This window comes from Paraburkholderia sp. Cy-641 (assembly GCF_011752945.1).
Lineage (GTDB): Bacteria > Pseudomonadota > Gammaproteobacteria > Burkholderiales > Burkholderiaceae > Paraburkholderia.
This window is the reverse complement of sequence record NZ_VWWM01000044.1, coordinates 1-18,517: the sequence shown is the minus strand read 5'-3', so window position 1 is coordinate 18,517 and position 18,517 is coordinate 1. Positions and strand designations below refer to the sequence as shown.

The following is an 18,517-nucleotide window of genomic DNA, read 5'->3' as shown; positions in this document are numbered from 1 at the left end:
CACGGTTCAGCAGGGAGAGCATATGAGTCACGCGAGTCACGCGCAAACGGTCAGCATCGTGCTGATCGAAGATGACGACGGCCATGCGACGCTCGTCGAGCGTAATTTGCGTCGCGCCGGCATTTCGAACGGTTTCGTGCGCTTTCGCGACGGCCAGCAGGCACTCGATTATTTTTTCGGCCCGGCATCCGCGGGCGCCCCGCGCGATACCGACGGCAATCCTTTTCCGCCGCACGAAACGCTCGAAAACCTCGTCGTGCTGCTCGATCTGAAAATGCCGCGCGTGGACGGCTTCGAGGTCTTGCGGCGTCTGAAGGAAGCGCCCGAAACCGCTGCGGTGCCGGTGATCGTGCTGACCACGACCGACGATCCGCGCGAAATCGCGCGCTGCTACGAGCTCGGTTGCAACGTCTACATCTGCAAGCCGGTCGAATACGACGTGTTCATCGAAGCGGTACGCCGGCTCGGCTTTTTCCTGCAAGTGGTCAAGCTGCCGCCGGGGCATCGGCTGGCGCCGTCCTGACCCGGCCGCCGGCGCCCACGGTCTATGGGACAAGTCCGTGGACAGGCCGCATGAAGCTGACCGAAAGCCATTCGTGACAAGATAAGCACCGAACCTAGCCAGAGAAGACCTGCATGACCGACGAAGTATCCACGCCGCATGCCGCCTATGTGCTCGTCGTCGACGACGACGAAGGTATCCTGCGGCTCGCGCGCAAGTCGCTCGAACGCGCCGGCTGCCGGGTGGCCATCTGCGCCGGCATCGAGGCCGCGCGCGACCGGCTCGCGAACGGCGCCCCCGATCTGCTGGTGCTCGACTATCAGCTGAGCGGGCCGGAGACCGGGCTCGATTTCTTCCGCCGCCTGCGCGCGGAAGGCGTGCGCATTCCGGCGATCCTCGTGACCGGCTTCACCGACGAATCGCGCGTGATCGAAGCGCTGCGCGCCGGGGTGTCCGACGTGGTGCCGAAGTCCGGCGACTATCTCGACTATCTGCCCGAGGCCGTCGAGCGCGTGCTGTCGCAGGTGCGGCTGCAACGCGCCTCGGACGAAGCGTGGCTGTTGCGCGATCGCGAGCTGCATTACCGCACGCTGTCCGAGGCGCTGCCGCATCTGGTGCTGACCTGCAACGCGGCCGGCGATTGCGATTTCCTCTCGAAGCAGTGGTACGACTACACGGGCATGGCCGAGCCCTGTCCCGCTCACGGTCTCGCATGGCTCGACGCGGTGCATCCCGACGATCGCGAGGAGATTCGCTGCAGCTGGCTCAAGGCCGTCGCCAGCCAGAGCGGCGACTATCGCCACGAGATGCGGATTCGCCGTCACGATGGCGAGTACCGCTGGTTCGACGTGCGCGTGGTGGCGATGCGCGACGCCGAGCACAACGTCAGCAAATGGTTCGGCAGTTGCACGGACATTCATTCGCAGCGCGAGGCGATCGAGGAGCGCGAGCGGCTGCTCGCGTCGGAGCAGGCCGCGCGCCAGGCCGCCGAGGAAGCGAACCGCGCCAAAGACCGCTTTCTCGCGATGCTGTCGCACGAATTGCGCACGCCGCTCACGCCGGTGCTCGCGGGCGCGAGCGTGCTCGAGATGATCCCCGATCTGCCCGACCAGGCGCGCGGCAGCGTGCGCATGATTCGCCGCAACGTCGAACTCGAGGCACGGCTCATCGACGATCTGCTCGATCTCACGCGCGTCGCGAACGGCAAGCTGCGGCTGTCGCTCGAAACCGTCGACGTTCACGAAGTGATCGACAGCGTGCTCGAGCTCTTTCGCAGCGAGATTCAGGTCAAGCAGCAGGACGTGCATATCGACAAGCACGCGGCGCATCACTACGTGCTCGCCGATCGCGCGCGCCTGCAACAGATGCTGTGGAACCTGATTCGCAATGCCGCGAAGTTCACGCCGGACGGCGGCCACATCTACGTGCGCACGCGCGACGAGCGCATGCACGTGCAGATCTCGGTCGAGGATACCGGCATCGGCATCGAGCCGGAGCAGATCGGCAAGCTGTTCAATGCGTTCGAGCAGGGCGACCAGAACATGACGCGGCAATTCGGCGGCCTCGGTCTCGGCCTCGCGATCACCAAGGCGCTGACCGACGTGCATGGCGGCAGCGTGATCGCGCAGAGCCCCGGCCCGCACTGCGGCGCGACCTTCACGATCACGCTGCCGACCGCGGCCGCGCCCGCCGCGGCGCGGCCCGTGGTGGTGCCGAGCACCGTGCAGCCGGCGAGTCCGCTGACCGTGCTGCTGATCGAAGATCACGCGGATACCGCCGAGGTGATGGCGCAGCTCATCCACAGCCTCGGCCATGAGGTGACGGTGGTCGGACGCGTCGATGACGCGCTCGCCGCGACGCAATTGCAGCGCTTCGATCTGATCGTCAGCGATGTCGGCTTGCCCGACGGCACCGGCCTCGATTTCGTCAAGGCGTTCCGCGAGCATTCGGATGCGCCGGCCGTGGCGCTGACCGGCTTCGGCACCGACGAGGACGTGCGCCGCTGCCTGAGCGCGGGCTTTACCTCGCATCTGACCAAGCCTGTCAATTTCGGCCAGCTCGAAACGATGATCGACAGCGCGGCGCAGTTGAAGGCGCGCAAGGACGGCTGAGGGGTCCGTGCTTTGATCTGACGTAACGTTTAACGTTTCGGCATGCGCTGGCGTACGCGTGGCGCGACGGCTGGTGCATACCGGCTGCTTCGTGCAGAAAAAATCGGGAAAAACACAAAGGCCTGTTGCGACGGCAATCGCAACAGGCCTTTGTGTTTGTATTGCTTCGACTCCGGCTTTCAGTCTTTAAACCGCGAACCGGAGTTTCACTGCCTCTTCAATGCTGCTGATTCTTTAGCGAATCGCGAATCTCGCGCAGCAGCAGCACGTCTTCGGGCGTCGGCGCCGGTTCTTCCGGTGCGGCTTCGGCCGGCTTGCGCAGATTGTTGATGAACTTGGCCATCAGGAAAATGATGAACGCGAGGATGATGAAGTTGATCAACACCGTGATGAACGAACCATAGCCGATCACCGCGACACCGGCCGTTTGCAGGTCCTTGTACGAACCGGGGCTGCCTTTGTAGGTTGCCGGAATATCGCCGAGGCGAATGAACATATTGGAGAAGTCGAGGCCGCCGGTAGCGAGCCCGACGATCGGCATGATCAGGTCTTTGACGACCGAATTAACAATGCTGGAAAAAGCGCCGCCGATAATCACACCGACAGCGAGATCCATCACATTGCCCTTGAGGGCAAATTCTTTAAATTCTTTAACTATGCTCATAGAAGTACCTCCCCAGATATGAATAGCCGAATAATACCAATCTGAGGCGGATAGGCTAGTGTTTTAGCCGCAATACGAGCAACGCTTTCAGATGGCACGCGCTAGTGCGGAAACTGTGACGCGCTATGACGCGCGCGTTCGAGATGCGCGGCAAAACTGACCGGGTCCGTGTTGGTGCCGCACAGCAGGACGCCGACGCGCCGGCCATGCAACGGTTCGCGCAATGGTCCGAGCAATGCCGCCGTGGCGGCGGCGCAAGCGGGTTCGACGGCGAGCTTCAGTTGCTGGAAGAGAACCAGCATCGCCGCGCGCAATTGATCGTCGGAAACGGTGACGAGCCGATCGATATGACGGCGGCAGAGTTCATAGCTGAATTGCTCGGTATGCGGCGACATCAATGAGTCGGCAATGCTGTGCATATGGCCCATTCTGACCGTATGGTTGGCGGCAAAGCTCTTGCTCATCACGTCCGCGCCTTCGGGTTCGACGCCGTACACGTGGATGTTCGGGTTCGCGAGCCGCAGCGCCGTGGCGACACCGGCGGCGAGCCCGCCGCCGCCGACCGGCACGATCGCCGCTTCGAGGTCGGGCGTTTGCGTCGCCCATTCGTAGCCGAGCGTGGCCGAACCGAGCACCGTGCGATAGCCGTTGAACGGATGCACGAAATAGCGGCCTTCCTCGGCTTCGATGCGGCGCACCAGTTCGAATGCCTCGGCGAGATCTTCCGCATAGACGATGTCGGCGCCGTACTCGCGGCATAGCGCGACGCGCGCCGAATTCGCCGCGCTGAACAGCACGACCTTCGCGCCGATGCCAAGACGCATCGCCGCGTACGCCACCGCCACCGCATGATTGCCGCCCGACACGCAGGTCACGCCCGCGCTCTTTTGCGTATCGTCGAGCGCGAGCAGGTTCGTGAATGCGCCACGCGCCTTGAAGCTGCCGCCCGCCTGCAACAGTTCGAACTTGAAATTCACCGGCGTGCCTTGCAGCGATGCAAAATCGAGCCGGTCGAATACTGGCGTGCGCACGACCCACGGCGTCAACGCAAAGTGCTGCGCGGCGATTTCGTCGAGCGTGGGGATCGGTTCGCCGTCGATCGTGTGATCCGTGTGCTGAGGCATGGCGCTTGACATGGCGTGAGCTCCGGCGTCGTCGATATGGCTGAGACCCGTTTCGCGGCGTGCAGTTTCAGTGCGACGGGCCTTGCCTCACGACTTTGTGCCGCCCGGCGTTGCCTTGCCGCGCTGTCTTGTGCACCGTTGCTGCGCGCACTGCTACTTCGCGCACCGCTACTTCGCGCGTCTCATCGAGCCGCCTCGACCGACATGCTATGAATGAACTTGCCGAGAAAACGCTCGCAGGCCGCGAGCTGTTCGAGTTCGACGAATTCGTTGGCCTTGTGCGCCTGCTGGATGTCGCCGGGGCCGCACACGATGCTCGGAATGCCCGCGTTCGAAAACAGTCCGGCTTCGGTGCCGTAGGCGACCTTGCGCTTGTCCTGATCGGCGGTGAGCGCGCGCACGAGCTGCGTGATCGCGGCCTGTTCAGACGAATCGAGTCCGGGCGCCGCGGCGATCTTCGTGATCTCGATCGCGGCCGACGGATGCTCGCGCAGCATTTTCGGCAACAGCGTGTCGCGCGCGTAGGTCTCGATGCGCGCGAAAATCTGCTCGGGATCGAGCGTTGGCAGATTGCGGAACTCGAACTGGAACTGGCATTCGGCCGGTACCGTGTTGATCGCGTTGCCGCCCGAGATCGTGCTGGTTTGCGCGGTGCTGAACGGCACGTCGTACAGTTCGTCGAACGGGCCTTGCTCGCGGAACTGGTCCGCCATGTCGCGGATATAGCAGATCAGGCGCGCGGCGTACTCGATCGCGTTCAAGCCTTTGGGCGTCAGCGATGAATGCGCGGCCTGGCCGTGCACGCAGCACTGATACGCGTTGATGCCTTTGTGCGCGATGATCGGGCGCATGCTGGTCGGTTCGCCGACAATGCAGCCGTCCGGCTTCACGCCGCGCTTCATCAGATCGGCGATCAACAGCGGTGCGCCGATGCAGCCGACTTCCTCGTCGAACGACAGCGCGAAGTGAATCGGCTTCGCGAGCTTCGTGCGCTGCATGTCCGGCACGAGTGCGAGCGCCGCGCCGATAAAGCCTTTCATGTCGCAGGTGCCGCGGCCATAGAGCTTGTTGCCGCGAATCTCGGGCTTGAACGGATCGCTGTCCCACTGCTGGCCGTCCACCGGCACCACGTCGGTGTGGCCCGACAGCACCACGCCGCCATTCGTTTCGCCATCGTACGCGGGAATCGTCGCGAACAGATTGGCCCACTTGCCGCCCTTGCCGTGCGTGAGCGTCGCGTCGATGCCGGCCGTGCGCAATGCGTCGCGCACGGTTTCGATGAGGCCGAGATTCGGGTTGCGGCTCACGGTGTCCATCGAGACGAGGCGGGTGACCCAGGGGAGGGAAATCGGCGAAGCGGGAGCAGAAGACGTGGAGGATTGCGCTGCTTCAGCGGCATGAGACATGACTGGACTCCGGCATTTTAGTCTGTCGATCATATCCCAAACGAAAGCGGGCAAGCGCATTCGTCAGCTGAAGCGGCATTGGCGCAGCGCAGCATCGACAGGCAGAAAACGGGGGGACGTCCCCCGTTTTCTGCATCGTCCGTACGTGGCGTACGTAATGCGGCGTGCGTGAGCGATATGCTTCGTTGCACGATCCGCCTCTCATGCGCGACTCGACTCGACTCAACTCAACTTGACGCATCGGCCATGTGCGCACCATGCCTGCGCACACCCCGGCGCCTCAACGCGCAGCCGTGGCGGCTGCCGTATCGCGGCTCGGCGAACCGAGCGCGCGCAAGGTCTCCTTGACGGTCGCGACGCGCACTGCGAGATCGGGGCTGCGCGTTTCGATGCGCAGCTTGTCCTGACCCGCGAGCTTGATGTGCTTGTGCTTCTGCACCATCTCGATGATCCGCATCGCGTCGACGGGCGGATTGGGGATGAACTGCAGCCCGATCACCGCTTCGCCCGCATCGATCTTCGAAATGCCGAGCGGCTTCGCGGCGAGCCGCAGACGGTGCGTTTCCACGAGCGCATGTGCCGGCGGCGGCAACTTGCCGAAACGGTCGATCAATTCTTCCTGGATGCCGTCGATCGAATCGTTGTGTTCGCAGTTCGCGAGCCGCTTGTAGAGCGACAGACGCTCCTGCACGTCGCCGCAATAGTCCGACGGCAGGATTGCCGGCGTGTGCAGGTTGATCTCGGTGGTCGCGGCAAGCGGCGCGGTGAGGTCAGGCTCCTTGCCGTTCTTGAGCGCCTTGACCGCGTCGTTGAGCATGTCGGTATACAGCTGGAAGCCGATCTCGTGAATCTCGCCCGATTGCTTGTCGCCGAGCACTTCGCCCGTGCCGCGAATTTCGAGGTCGTGCATCGCGAGATAGAAACCCGAGCCGAGTTCTTCCATCTGCTGGATCGCTTCGAGGCGGCGCTGTGCCTGCTTGGTGAGCCCCTGCGGATCGTGCACGAGCAGATACGAATACGCCTGGTGATGCGAGCGCCCGACGCGGCCGCGCAACTGGTGCAACTGCGCGAGCCCGAACTTGTCGGCGCGATGGATCAGGATCGTGTTCGCGCTCGGCACGTCGATGCCGGTTTCGATGATCGTCGTGCACAGCAGCACGTTCGCGCGCTGCGCGACGAAATCGCGCATCACGCGTTCGAGTTCGCGCTCGTGCATCTGGCCGTGCGCGACCGCGATGCGCGCTTCGGGCACGAGCGCTTCGAGCATCTGTCGGCGATTCTCGATCGTCTCGACCTCGTTGTGCAGGAAGTACACCTGGCCGCCGCGCTTCAGTTCGCGCAGCATCGCCTCGCGAATCACGCTGTCTTCCTCGCGGCGCACGAAGGTCTTGATCGCGAGGCGCTTTTGCGGCGCGGTCGCGATGACCGAGAAATCGCGCAGGCCTTCGAGCGCCATGCCGAGTGTGCGCGGGATCGGCGTCGCGGTCAGCGTCAGCACGTCGACCTCGGCGCGCAGCGCCTTCAGCGCTTCCTTCTGGCGCACGCCGAAGCGATGCTCCTCGTCGATGATGACGAGCCCGAGCCGCTTGAACTGCACGTCCGACGAGAGCAGCTTGTGCGTGCCGATCACGATGTCGACCGAGCCTTCGTTGATCTGCTGGATCGCCGCGTTGACTTCCTTGGCCGATTTGAAGCGCGACAGTTCGGCGATGCGCACGGGCCAGTCGGAGAAGCGGTCGCTGAAAGTTTGCGTGTGCTGCTCGGCGAGCAGCGTGGTGGGCGAGAGCAGCGCGACCTGCTTGCCGCCCATCACCGCGATAAAGGCCGCGCGCAAAGCGACCTCGGTCTTGCCGAAGCCGACGTCGCCGCACACGAGCCGGTCCATCGGTTTGCCGCTCGTCATGTCGCCGATCACGGCCGCGATCGCGGCGGCCTGGTCCGGCGTTTCCTCGAAGCCGAAGCTCTCGGCGAACTTCACGTAGTCTTTCGGTTCGAGCCCGAATGCGTGGCCCGAGCGGGCGGCGCGGCGCGCGTAGAGATTGAGCAGTTCGGCCGCGGTGTCGCGAATCTGCTGCGCGGCCTTGCGCTTGGCCTTTTCCCACTGGCCGGAGCCGAGCGAGTGCAGCGGCGCGCTTTCGGGATCGGCGCCGCTGTAGCGCGAGATCACGTGCAACTGCGCGACCGGCACGTAGAGCTTGCTGTCGCCCGCGTATTCGAGGTGCAGGAACTCGGTTTCGCCTTCGCCGAGGTCCATCGTCACGAGGCCCATATAGCGGCCGATGCCGTGCTGCGAATGCACGACCGGATCGCCGACCTTCAGCTCGGACAGGTCGCGCACCATCGAATCGACGTTGCTCGCCTGTTCCTGGCGGCGGCGTCCCGCGCGGCGCGCGAGCGGCCCGTACAGCTCGGTTTCGGTGATGATCGCGAGGCCGTCGCCGGGCAGCGCGAAGCCGTTCGCGAGCGGCGCGACGCCGAGCGAGAAGTGCGCGTCGCCGGTGAGCCAGTCCTGGAAGCTGTCGGCCGAGGCGGGCTTCAGATGATTGTCGGCGAGCAGCTGCAGCAGCGTTTCGCGGCGGCCCGCCGATTCGGCGGCGAACAGCACGCGGTTCGGCGTCGTGCCCAGATACGCGCGCAAGGCCGCGACGGGGTCGTCGGCGTGGCGGTCGATCGCGAGGTTCGGCAGCGCGACCGACCAGGCGCCGCCGCCGTTGATGGGCAGCACGAGCCGCCCGAACGGCTTGGCGAGTGTGAAGAAATCCTCGTCCGACAGAAACAGCTTCTGCGGTTCGAGAATCGGCCGGTCACGGTCGTGCGCGAGGAAATTGAAGCGCTGCTTCGTGTCGTTGGTGAAGCGCCGGATCGCCGCGTCGAGATCGCCGATGAACGCAAGCTGCGAGCCGTCGGGCAGATAGTGGAAGAGCGTGGCCGTGTCGTCGAAAAACAGCGGCAGATAGTATTCGATGCCCGCCGACGGCACGCCGTTGCCGATGTCCTTATAGATCGACGCGCGGCTCGGATCGCCCTCGAAGGTCTCGCGCCAGCGGCTGCGGAATGCGGTGCGCGCGGCTTCGTCGAACGGGAATTCGCGGCCCGGCAGCAGGCGCACGTCCTTGACCGGATAGAGGCTGCGCTGCGTGTCGGGATCGAACGCGCGGATCGAGTCGACCTGGTCGTCGAACAGGTCGATCCGGTACGGCAGCGGCGAGCCCATCGGGAACAGATCGAGCAGCGAGCCGCGCACGCAGTATTCGCCGGGCCGCACGACCTGGCTCACGTGCTCGTAGCCGGCGAGCGTCAGTTGCGCCTTCAGCTTCGCCTCGTCGAGGCGCTCGCCTTGCGAGAACGAGAACGTGTAGGCCGCGAGGAACGAGGCGGGCGGCATGCGGTACAGGGCGGTCGTGGCCGGCACGAGCAGGATGTCGCAGCGGCCCTCGCCGAGATCGTGCAGCGTCGCGAGGCGCTCGGAGACGAGGTCCTGGTGCGGTGAAAACGTATCGTAAGGCAGCGTCTCCCAGTCGGGCAGCAGACGCACGCGCGCTTCGGGTGCGAAGAAGCCGATTTCCTGCGAGAGCCGCTGCGCATCGACCGCGCTTTCGCAGACGACGGCCAGCAGCGGCATCTTCTCGCGATAGGCGAGATGGTAGCGGGCGATCAGCAGCGCGTCGGACGAGCCGCGCGTGCCGTCGAAGGCGAAACGCTGGCCGGCCTTGACGAGCGCGACGGGCGGGGAGGACTGCGAGGATGCGGCGATGTCTGACATAAAGAAGAGAAAAAGCGGCTCGGTCTCACACGAACGGCCAAGTTTACGCGTGTCGGGGCATGGATGGCGAAGGACCTATTATAAAATCCGTCCTTTACTTTGACTTCGCGGCATCCGCACTCGTGACTTCCCGTCTCTTCGCCCTGATTCCGTGCGCAGGCACCGGCAGCCGTTCCGGCGCCGCGATGCCGAAACAATATCGCACTGTCGCCGGTCGCGACATGCTCCATTACTCGCTCGCCGCGTTCGATGCGTGCAGCGAATTCACCCAGACCCTCGTCGTGATCGCGCCCGACGACCAGCATTTCGACGCGCGCCGCTTCGGCGGCCTGCGCTTCGCGGTGCGCCGCGCGGGCGGTGCGTCGCGCCAGGCGTCGGTGCTCAACGGCCTCCATGCGCTCGCCGAATTCGGCGCCCACGACGACGACTGGGTGCTCGTGCATGACGCCGCGCGTCCCGGCATCACGCCCGCGCTGATCCGCACGCTGATCGGCTCGCTCAAGGACGACGCGGTCGGCGGCATCATGGCGCTGCCGGTCGCCGATACGCTGAAGCGCATCGACGGCGCGTCCCACGATGGCCGCATCGCCCGCACCGAAGCACGCGGTGGGCTGTGGCAGGCACAGACGCCGCAGATGTTCCGCATCGGCATGCTGCGCGAGGCGATCCTGCGCGCCCAAGCCGACGGCCACGATCTGACCGACGAGGCCAGCGCAATCGAATGGTCGGGCCATGCGCCGAAGCTCGTGCAAGGCAGCCTGCGCAATTTCAAGGTGACGTATCCCGAGGATTTCGAGCTGGCCGAGGCGATTCTGAGCCGCGGCGCGGCGTCGTGAGATTGCTCGTCGGCGTTGGATCGGTGCTGGGTCGGCGGTTCGCCGGCCGGCATCGACGACGATTCAAAAAAGCTTTAAAGCTTCAGTACTTGAGGATGTGACGCAAATGGATTTCAGGATTGGGCAGGGCTATGACGTGCATACGCTGGTGCCGGGGCGCGCGTTGATTATCGGCGGCGTGACGATTCCGTACGAGCGCGGGCTGCTCGGCCACTCGGATGCGGACGTGCTGCTGCATGCGATCACCGACGCGCTGTTCGGCGCGGCCGCGCTCGGCGATATCGGCCGCCATTTCTCCGACACCGACGCGCAGTTCGCCGGCGCGGACAGCCGCGTGCTGCTGCGCGAATGCGTGGCGCGCGTGAGGGCGGCGGGCTTTTCGATCGGCAACGTCGACAGCAGCGTGATCGCCCAGGCGCCGAAGCTTGCGCCGCATATCGACGGCATGCGCGCGAATATCGCGGCCGATCTCGGTTTGCCGATTGAGCTCGTCAACGTCAAGGCGAAGACGAACGAGAAGCTCGGCTACCTCGGCAGGGGCGAGGGGATCGAAGCGCAGGCCGCGGTGCTGCTGGTCAGGAAGTGAGCGGGTCTGCCGGCAGCGGCATCGCGCGCTGCCGGGAAATACAGCACGAGCGACAACACGAGCGCGCGTGCCTGTCATCAGGCGCAACTCGCCCGAGATTTTTCCCCGCCAGGGGAATGGATAAAGAGGCCCACCGTTATTGCAGACCGGTGGGCTTTTGTCATGTCATGTCGTGTCGTGCGGCCGGCGGCAGCACTTACAGCGTTGCGCCGCCGATCGTCCGGTTGCTCGGACACAATTCGTCCGTGAGCAAGCCGTCGAGAATCCGCAGCACTTCCATGGGGCTACGGCCGACGTTCAGATTATTGACCGACACATGCTGGATCGTGTTGTCCGGATCGACGATGAAGGTGGCGCGCAGCGCGACGCCCGCTTCCTGGTCGCGCACGCCGAGCTGGTCGATCAGTTCGCCCTTCACGTCGCCGAACGAGTAGTGGTTCAGCCGGTCGAGTTCCTTGTTCTCGCGGCGCCACGCGAGCTTCACGAATTCATTGTCGACGCTGCCGCCGAGCAGCACCGCTTCGCGGTCCTCGAATTCCTTCACGAGCTTGCCGAACTCGACGATTTCCGTCGGGCAGACCAGCGAGAAATCCTTCGGATAGAAGTAGATGATTTTCCACTTGCCTGGAAACGACTGCTCGGTGATGTCCTCGAACGCCGAGACGCCGTGTTCCTCGTGATGATTGAAGCCCGGCTTGGCGGCAGTGACCGTGAACGCTTCGAGTTTATCGCCAACGGTTTTCATGCGGGTGCTCCTTCGGAAGTCGACAACGGCATGCCTGGAAGTTCACGGGCCATCCCGCGCGGCGGGTGCCACCGGGTTCACTCTAGATTTATCGGGCCGTCGCTTCAAGAGCCGGCTGCCGACGAATCGGTACGCGGCGGCGGGCGTCGAGCCGCATTGCGCGCGATTCGGGCTTCATGCCGGGGCGGCATGGCGCCGCGCGCGCGTCGGCTCAGGCGCCTTTCGCGAGCGGAAATTCGATCGTGACTTCGAGCCCCGGTCCGGGCGTGCGATTGCGCAGCCGCAAGGCGCCGCGATAGCGCGCGACGAGCCGTTGCACGATCGCCATGCCGAGGCCCGTGCCGTTGGCCTGGGTGCGCGCCGAATTGACGCGATAGAACGGCCGTGTGACGAGCGCGAGCTGGTCTTCGGGGATGCCGGGGCCTTCGTCGACGACCGACAGTTCCACCCGCGAATGCGACACGCGCGTTTCGAGAATCACGTGCGGAATGCCGTCCTCGTCGCTGCTGCCGTATTTGCGCGCATTCTCGAGCAGGTTGCCGACCACGCGCCGCATATCGGTTTCGTCGGCCTCGATCACCGCCGACGGCGCGAGCCGCGTGATGAGCCGCATACTGTCCTCGCTCTGCATGCGCGCGGCGATCTCGCCCGCGATCACGGAGAGATCGACGGGCTCCGGCACGCGCTGCACCGGCCGCGCGTAATCGAGGAAGCGGCCGATGATCATGTCCATCTGCTCGATGTCGTCGACCATCGCGTCCTTCGTGCTCTGATCGGACGGGCTCATTTCGGTTTCGAGACGCAACCGCGCGAGCGGCGTGCGCAGATCGTGCGAGATGCCCGCGAGCATCAGCGCGCGGTCGGCTTCGAGCTGTTCGAGGTCGCGCACCATCTGGTTGAAGCTGCGATTGGTTTCGGCGGCCACGCCCATGCCGCGCTCGGGCAGCGGCTCGGGCGACTGCCCTGAGCCGACCTTGCGCGCGGCCATCGCGAGACGCGCGAACGGCCGGTTCACGAGACTCGTGATGAACGCCGCGCCGAACAGCGAGAGCGCCAGCGCGAACACGCCCCAGCCGGCCCATTGCAGACCCGTGGCATTGTCGAGCTGATCGCGGTCGAGCGCGACCCAGTAGTCGTCGTCGTCGATCTTGAAGCTGATCCATACGCCGTTGATGTCGTTCACGCTTTGCGCGATCACGGTGTCGTCGCCGAGGCGGCCGCGAATGTCGTGCTCGATCAGGCGGTTCAGCGATTCGTCGGGCTGGAGCTTGTATTTGTCGGTGGCTTCGCGCGGATACACGCGCACCCCTTCATTGCTCTCCAGATCCTGCAGCAGCGCGCGCCGCAGGTCGGGGTCGGAATAGAGGAGTGCGGTGCGCGTGAGCTTGACGATCGCGACGAGTTGCAAAGCCACGCGCTGCGCGCGCGGCTCGCGCTCGATCACGCGAAAGCTCTGGAACCACGCGGCGAGACTGACTGCGATCAACAGCGCGATCAGCAGAAAAGTCCGCCAGAAAAGGCCGCCGAACGCGAGCGTCAGGAGGCGCCGGTCGATCCGCATGGGCCCTTCTTATGAGAGATCAAGGACAGCAACTATTTTGTGTGAGATCGGAGCGGGTGCTTTGCACTTGCTCCGGTCGAGTGCGGCGGGGCGCATGGGATCAGAGTAGGCGCTGAAGCGCCAGCTCTGATCGACCGCGACAAAGCGCATGGGACCGGAGTAGGCGCTAAAGCGCCAGCTCTGATCGACCGCGACAAAGCGCATGGGATCAGAGTAGGCGCTGAAGCGCCAACTCTGATCGACACCGCCGTGGGGTGCATGGTCAGGCTGCACCGTCGGGGATGAACACGTAGCCCAGACCCCACACGGTCTGAATGAAGCGCGGGCTGCCCGGATCGGGTTCGATCAGCTTGCGCAAACGCGAGATCTGCACGTCGAGGCTGCGGTCGAAAACTTCGTATTCGCGGCCGCGTGCGAGCTCCATGAGCTTTTCACGCGAAAGCGGTTGACGCGGATGACGCGCGAACACTTTGAGCACCGAAAATTCGCCCGTGGTCAACGGAATTTCCTGGCCGGCCTTCGTGAGCGTGCGCGTCGCGAGATTGAGCGCGAATTCGCCGAACTCGAATACTTCGGTCGTCTCCGAGGGCGCACCCGGCAATTCGGACGGCGACTGGCGACGCAGCACCGCGTGAATGCGCGCGACCAGCTCGCGCGGATTGAACGGCTTGGGCAGATAATCGTCCGCGCCCATTTCAAGGCCGACGATGCGATCGACATCCTCACCCTTGGCCGTCAGCATGATGATCGGCGTGCGGTCGTTGCTGCCGCGCAGACGGCGGCAGATCGACAGGCCGTCCTCGCCGGGCAGCATCAGATCGAGCACCAGCAGATCGAAGCGCTCGCGTACCCACAGCTTGTTCATCGACGGCGCGTTTTCGGCGACGTAGACATTGAAGCCTTGTTCGCCGAGGTAGCGGCGCAGCAGATCGCGCAGGCGTGGATCGTCGTCGACGACGAGGATTTTCGAAGGGTTTTTGGTTTCCATGGTCGGCATCTTAGCGCGATTAGAAAGTGGTGCGCGGTTACACCATTTCTGGGGTTACAGTCAGTTACAAAATTTACCCGCGGTGTGGCACGACGTAAAGTAGGGGCGTTTAGACTTCTTTACTGAAGGCGGCCGTTCGGTGGATACTTCACTCGACAAAACTTTCGTACCCGGCTGTTACCGGGGTTTGTACACGCATCTGAGGTAGCCGGTTGCCGCGCCACGAAGGGAACAACATGAAGGGAGGGGTTTGGCCAAATGTGCGCCTGAGCGTGATTGCACTGGCGGTAGCCGGTACGCTCGCAGGATCACTGAGCCCGACGCTCGCCCATGCGCAGCCGCTCGCCGACAGAGCCGCGAGTGAACGCGCGCCCCACCCGGGCAATGGCCGAGCCAATCACCACAACATGGCCATCGATCATCCTGCATCAGACGTGATGATGCGCACCGTGGTTCCCCCCGATCTCGATCAACGCCGTCGCGACGGCCATATGACGCCCGAAGAGCGGCGTCTGCTACGTCAGCATATCGAAGACGCCGTGCGCGAGCTGTATAAGCGCTAGCCGAGCGCGGGCGTGGGTGCCCGGTTTGTGCCTGCGCAGAGGCATTTTCCATCCACGCAAACGTTCGCGTACCGGTGTGTTTCAAGGTGCTTGTGTCAAGCGATGCGTCAGGCCATGCCGGCTTGATGCCTGCGTAATATCCGCCCGATACGAATCGCGCCGCCTGAAAAATCCTGTTGCATCTTCAGCGTCAACTTCCTGTTCCGTTGTGCCGTTGAGCCGTCAGTGCATGGTCCATTTCGCCTGCACGTTTGCGCGAAAGCCTCGACGCGTGACGTCGTGAAAACCCGGATCAGCGATCATGAAACTTCTTCGACGTGTTGGCTGTAAGCCGTGGTTTTTCGTTTCGATGACGGCACTGGCCGCATTGACCTACGGTGCAACGGACGCGCTCGCGCAGCAGCGCGTCGTGCACGGCGCGCATCGCGCGCCGGCGGCCGCGGCGACCGCATTGCCCGCGGCCGGAAGCGCGCAAAGCATTCTCGATTCCGACGACGCGCGCTTTTTTCTGACTCGTGTCGGCTTCGCGCCCGATAACGCCGAGCTCGCTCAATACGCGGGACTCACGCGTGAGCAGGCCGTCGACAAGCTGCTCGCGAGCACCCGAAGCGAAGCGCTCGTGCCGCCTCCCGACTGGATCGCCGAACCGATTCCGACCCGAGCCGAACGTCAGGCATGGACGCCGGAACAGCGCATCGAGCAACAACGCCTGCGTACCCAGCGTTACGAACTATTACGAGCATGGTGGCTGCGCGAGATGCTGAACACCCCTTCGCCGCTGACCGAACGCATGACGCTTTTCTGGCACAACCACTTCACGTCGGGGCTGGACAAGGTGCAGTTTCCGCAGCAGATGGCGCAGCAAAACATGTTGTTGCGTCGTCACGCGCTCGGTCATTTCGGCGAGCTGCTGCACGATGTCGCGAAAGACCCGGCCATGCTGCAATACCTCGATGGCGCGAGCAATCGCAAAGGCAATCCCAACGAAAATTTCGCGCGCGAAGTGATGGAGCTGTTCACGCTCGGCGAGGGGCATTACACGCAGCGCGACGTCGCGCAAGCCGCGCGCGCCTACACGGGCTGGAGTCTCGATCCCGATACGCAGACGTACGTGTGGCGCGCCAATCAGCATGACGACGGCGAGAAGACCGTGCTCGGGCAAACCGGTACGTTCGACGGCGATCAGGTGCTCAACATCCTGCTTGCACAGCCCGAAACGGCGACGTTCGTCACCACGAAGCTCTGGCGCGAATTCGTCTCCGACACGCCCGACCCCGCGCTCATCGAGCCGATTGCCATGCAGTTTCGCGCGAACCGCTACGACATCAAGGTCGCGCTGCGCGGGCTCTTTCTGAGCGACGCGTTCTGGAGCGACGACAATCGCGGCGTGCTCGTGAAGTCGCCGGTCGAGTTCGTGGTCGGCACGCTGCGCGCATTCGATATCGGCTACGACAACACCGAGCCGTTCGCCGCGCAGGTTCGCACGCTCGGCGAGAACCTGTTCTATCCGCCGAACGTCAGAGGCTGGCCGGGTGGCACGACGTGGATCAATAGCTCGACGCTGCTTGCGCGCAAGCAGTTCGTCGAGCAACTGTTTCGCGCGACCGAAACCGCGATGCCCGCGCGCATGAGCGCCCCGGCAAGCGCGAAGAACGAGGCGCGCGGCGCGCGGACAGCGGCAGCCAGTCAGGTAAGCGCGACGCCGCCACGCACGATGTCGATGGCGCGCAAGGGGCAGGGTGGCGTACGCTTTGACATCGCGAGCTGGCTTGCGCACTACAACACTTCACCGACCGCGAAGCTCGGGCTGTCGGCCGAATTGCAGTTGCAGCACGCGGTGCTGCCGTTCACGCCGGTGGATGCGATCGCAACCGATTCGACTGCGAGCGCGTATCTCGAAGCGTTGCTGATGGACCCGGCCTATCAGCTGAAGTAAGCGTTGAAGCAGGAATTGAAGCAGGAGTTCAAGCGAGCGGTGCCTGGAGATTGTCGGCGCCGGCCGCGCGGCGGTGAAACTCGCGCCGGCACAATCACGACGAGGTGCAGCATGAAACGACGCAGCTTTCTTTCGATGAGCGCGGCAGCGAGTGCCTCGCTATGGCTGCCGCGCGCGTTCGGCGCGGGGTTCTCCGATGCGCCGAGTGTCGCGAGCGCGCCGGCTTCGACGGGGCGCGGCTACGACAATCTGCTGATCCTGATTGAGCTGAAAGGCGGCAACGACGGCTTGAACACTGTGATTCCGTTCGCCGATCCCACCTACTACGCGCTGCGCAAGAACATCGCCATCCGGCGCGAGCAGGCGATTCAACTCGACGAGCGCACTGCGCTGCACCCCGCGTTGCAGCCGCTCATGCCGCTGTGGCGCGGCGGCCAGCTCGCGATCGTGCAGGGCGTGAGCTACGCGCAGCCGAATCTTTCGCATTTCCGCTCGATCGAGATCTGGGACACGGCTTCGCGCTCCGATCAATATCTGCGCGACGGCTGGCTCACGCGCGCGTTCGCGATGAAGCCGGTGCCGGCCGGTTTTGCAGCCGATGGCGTGGTGATCGGCAGCGCCGAAATGGGGCCGCTCGCAAATGGCGCGCGCGCGATTGCGCTCGTCAATCCTGTGCAATTCGTCAGGGCGTCGCGGCTCGCGGTGCCGGTGTCCCTGCACGAGCGCAATCCGGAGCTCGCGCATATTCTCGACGTCGAAAACGACATCGTGAAAGCCGCGGACCGCCTGCGTCCAGTGCAGGGGCAGCCGCCATTGAAGACCGCGTTTCCGGGCGGCGCGTTCGGCAGTTCGATCAGAACGGCGATGCAGGTGCTCGCCGCGAGCGAGGCGGCGCAGCCGGTGCCCCCTGCCGGCACGCCGCGACGGCAGCCACGGGGCGGGCAGGGCGTGGCCGTGATCCGCCTGACGCTGAACGGTTTCGATACGCATCAGAACCAGCCGGGTCAGCAGGCCGCGCTGCTCAGGCAGTCCGCGGAAGGACTCGCGGCGATGCAGGCGGCGCTCGTCGAACTGGGTCGCTGGAACGATACGCTCGTGATGACGTATGCGGAGTTCGGGCGCCGTCCGCGGGAGAACCAGAGCAACGGCACCGACCACGGGACGGTGGCACCGCATTTCGTGACGGGCGGCCGTGTGCGCGGCGGCCTGTATGGCGTGCCGCCGATGCTGGCGCGGCTCGATGGCAACGGCAATCTGCCGGTCGGCGTCGATTTTCGCGAGCTTTATGCGACGGTGCTCGGCCCCTGGTGGGGGCTCGATGCGCCGGCGATTCTGCAGCAGCGATTCGAGCCGCTGCCGCTGCTGCGCGTTTGAGTTGGCGCGGTCGGGGCCGTTCGGGTTTTGCGCGCGATCCGACGCACCTCGATGCTGCGTGCCGGTGTTGCGCTGCGGTGGCGTTCTGATTGCGGCGTTATCGCGGGCTTATTGCGGTTTTATCGAGTCGCCGCTGCGAGTTCGCCATGACCGTTCGTGCTGATTGATGTTGATTGGTTCTGACTGGGGAGCCTATTTGGCGCGCCAGGCGATCCAGAGCTTGCGGATCGGCGTCAACGCAATGCGTTGATGCAGCACGTGATAGCCGTCCCGTTCGATCTCGTCGAGCAACGCCAGGGCGAGCGCGGCCAGCGCGAGCAGCGTGCGCTGCGCGCGGCGCGCGCCGGCGGGCACCGCG

General features: G+C 64.5%; 14 protein-coding genes and 1 pseudogene. 7 read left to right on the top strand and 8 right to left on the bottom strand.

What is annotated here, in order from left to right; all coding sequences use genetic code 11:
* The first annotated feature begins 22 nt into the window (after window positions 1-22).
* Both F3J20_RS22340 and F3J20_RS22335 read left to right on the top strand, forming a co-directional pair.
* Complete coding sequence (locus F3J20_RS22340; RefSeq protein ID WP_167038405.1) at window positions 23-523, top strand: response regulator; 501 nt, start codon at window positions 23-25, stop codon at window positions 521-523.
* Between the two features lie 113 nt (window positions 524-636).
* Complete coding sequence (locus tag F3J20_RS22335; protein ID WP_167038403.1) at window positions 637-2,613, top strand: response regulator; 1,977 nt, start codon at window positions 637-639, stop codon at window positions 2,611-2,613.
* A gap of 217 nt (window positions 2,614-2,830) precedes the next feature.
* On the opposite strand, the gene mscL is transcribed toward F3J20_RS22335, so the two are convergent.
* The 4 genes from mscL to mfd all read right to left on the bottom strand — a co-directional run bounded on the left by mscL (window position 2,831) and on the right by mfd (window position 9,570).
* Window positions 2,831-3,277: a large conductance mechanosensitive channel protein MscL gene (mscL, locus tag F3J20_RS22330; RefSeq protein WP_167284523.1), complete on the bottom strand. Its 447-nt coding sequence runs from the start codon at window positions 3,275-3,277 to the stop codon at window positions 2,831-2,833.
* A 101-nt stretch (window positions 3,278-3,378) separates the two neighbouring features.
* On the bottom strand, window positions 3,379-4,413 hold the full coding sequence (locus F3J20_RS22325) for a threonine/serine dehydratase (RefSeq protein WP_167038399.1): 1,035 nt from the start codon (window positions 4,411-4,413) through the stop codon (window positions 3,379-3,381).
* Window positions 4,414-4,583: 170 nt separating this feature from the next.
* Entirely contained in the window at window positions 4,584-5,807 is a 1,224-nt protein-coding gene (gene argE, locus F3J20_RS22320) for an acetylornithine deacetylase (protein ID WP_167284522.1), read from the bottom strand.
* 280 nt (window positions 5,808-6,087) lie between these two features.
* Complete coding sequence (gene mfd / locus F3J20_RS22315; protein ID WP_167284521.1) at window positions 6,088-9,570, bottom strand: transcription-repair coupling factor; 3,483 nt, start codon at window positions 9,568-9,570, stop codon at window positions 6,088-6,090.
* 122 nt (window positions 9,571-9,692) lie between these two features.
* Here mfd and ispD point away from each other — a divergent pair, with 122 nt between their 5' ends.
* Window positions 9,693-10,406 carry a 2-C-methyl-D-erythritol 4-phosphate cytidylyltransferase gene (gene ispD, locus F3J20_RS22310; RefSeq protein WP_167284520.1) on the top strand — a complete coding sequence of 238 codons (714 nt, stop codon included), beginning with the start codon at window positions 9,693-9,695 and terminating at the stop codon, window positions 10,404-10,406.
* Window positions 10,407-10,512: 106 nt separating this feature from the next.
* Window positions 10,513-10,992, top strand: coding sequence for a 2-C-methyl-D-erythritol 2,4-cyclodiphosphate synthase (gene ispF, locus F3J20_RS22305; RefSeq protein ID WP_167284519.1), 480 nt, complete (start codon window positions 10,513-10,515; stop codon window positions 10,990-10,992).
* 196 nt (window positions 10,993-11,188) lie between these two features.
* Here the strand turns inward: ispF and F3J20_RS22300 are convergent, their stop codons facing one another.
* The 3 genes from F3J20_RS22300 to ompR form a co-directional block, all read right to left on the bottom strand.
* Complete coding sequence (locus F3J20_RS22300) at window positions 11,189-11,737, bottom strand: peroxiredoxin (protein ID WP_167038389.1); 549 nt, start codon at window positions 11,735-11,737, stop codon at window positions 11,189-11,191.
* A gap of 211 nt (window positions 11,738-11,948) precedes the next feature.
* Window positions 11,949-13,298 carry an ATP-binding protein gene (locus F3J20_RS22295; protein WP_167038387.1) on the bottom strand — a complete coding sequence of 450 codons (1,350 nt, stop codon included), beginning with the start codon at window positions 13,296-13,298 and terminating at the stop codon, window positions 11,949-11,951.
* A 262-nt stretch (window positions 13,299-13,560) separates the two neighbouring features.
* On the bottom strand, window positions 13,561-14,286 hold the full coding sequence (gene ompR / locus F3J20_RS22290; protein WP_033379433.1) for a two-component system response regulator OmpR: 726 nt from the start codon (window positions 14,284-14,286) through the stop codon (window positions 13,561-13,563).
* Window positions 14,287-14,522: 236 nt separating this feature from the next.
* On the opposite strand from ompR, the gene F3J20_RS22285 reads away from it, so the two are divergent.
* The 3 genes from F3J20_RS22285 to F3J20_RS22275 all read left to right on the top strand — a co-directional run bounded on the left by F3J20_RS22285 (window position 14,523) and on the right by F3J20_RS22275 (window position 18,159).
* Window positions 14,523-14,849: a hypothetical protein gene (locus F3J20_RS22285; RefSeq protein ID WP_167038688.1), complete on the top strand. Its 327-nt coding sequence runs from the start codon at window positions 14,523-14,525 to the stop codon at window positions 14,847-14,849.
* A 301-nt stretch (window positions 14,850-15,150) separates the two neighbouring features.
* Window positions 15,151-16,785, top strand: coding sequence for a DUF1800 domain-containing protein (locus tag F3J20_RS22280; RefSeq protein ID WP_240162868.1), 1,635 nt, complete (start codon window positions 15,151-15,153; stop codon window positions 16,783-16,785).
* A gap of 111 nt (window positions 16,786-16,896) precedes the next feature.
* Entirely contained in the window at window positions 16,897-18,159 is a 1,263-nt protein-coding gene (locus F3J20_RS22275) for a DUF1501 domain-containing protein (protein ID WP_167284518.1), read from the top strand.
* A gap of 192 nt (window positions 18,160-18,351) precedes the next feature.
* On the opposite strand, the pseudogene F3J20_RS32195 reads toward F3J20_RS22275, so the two are convergent.
* A pseudogene (locus F3J20_RS32195) lies at window positions 18,352-18,517 on the bottom strand (squalene synthase HpnD); the annotation flags it as partial.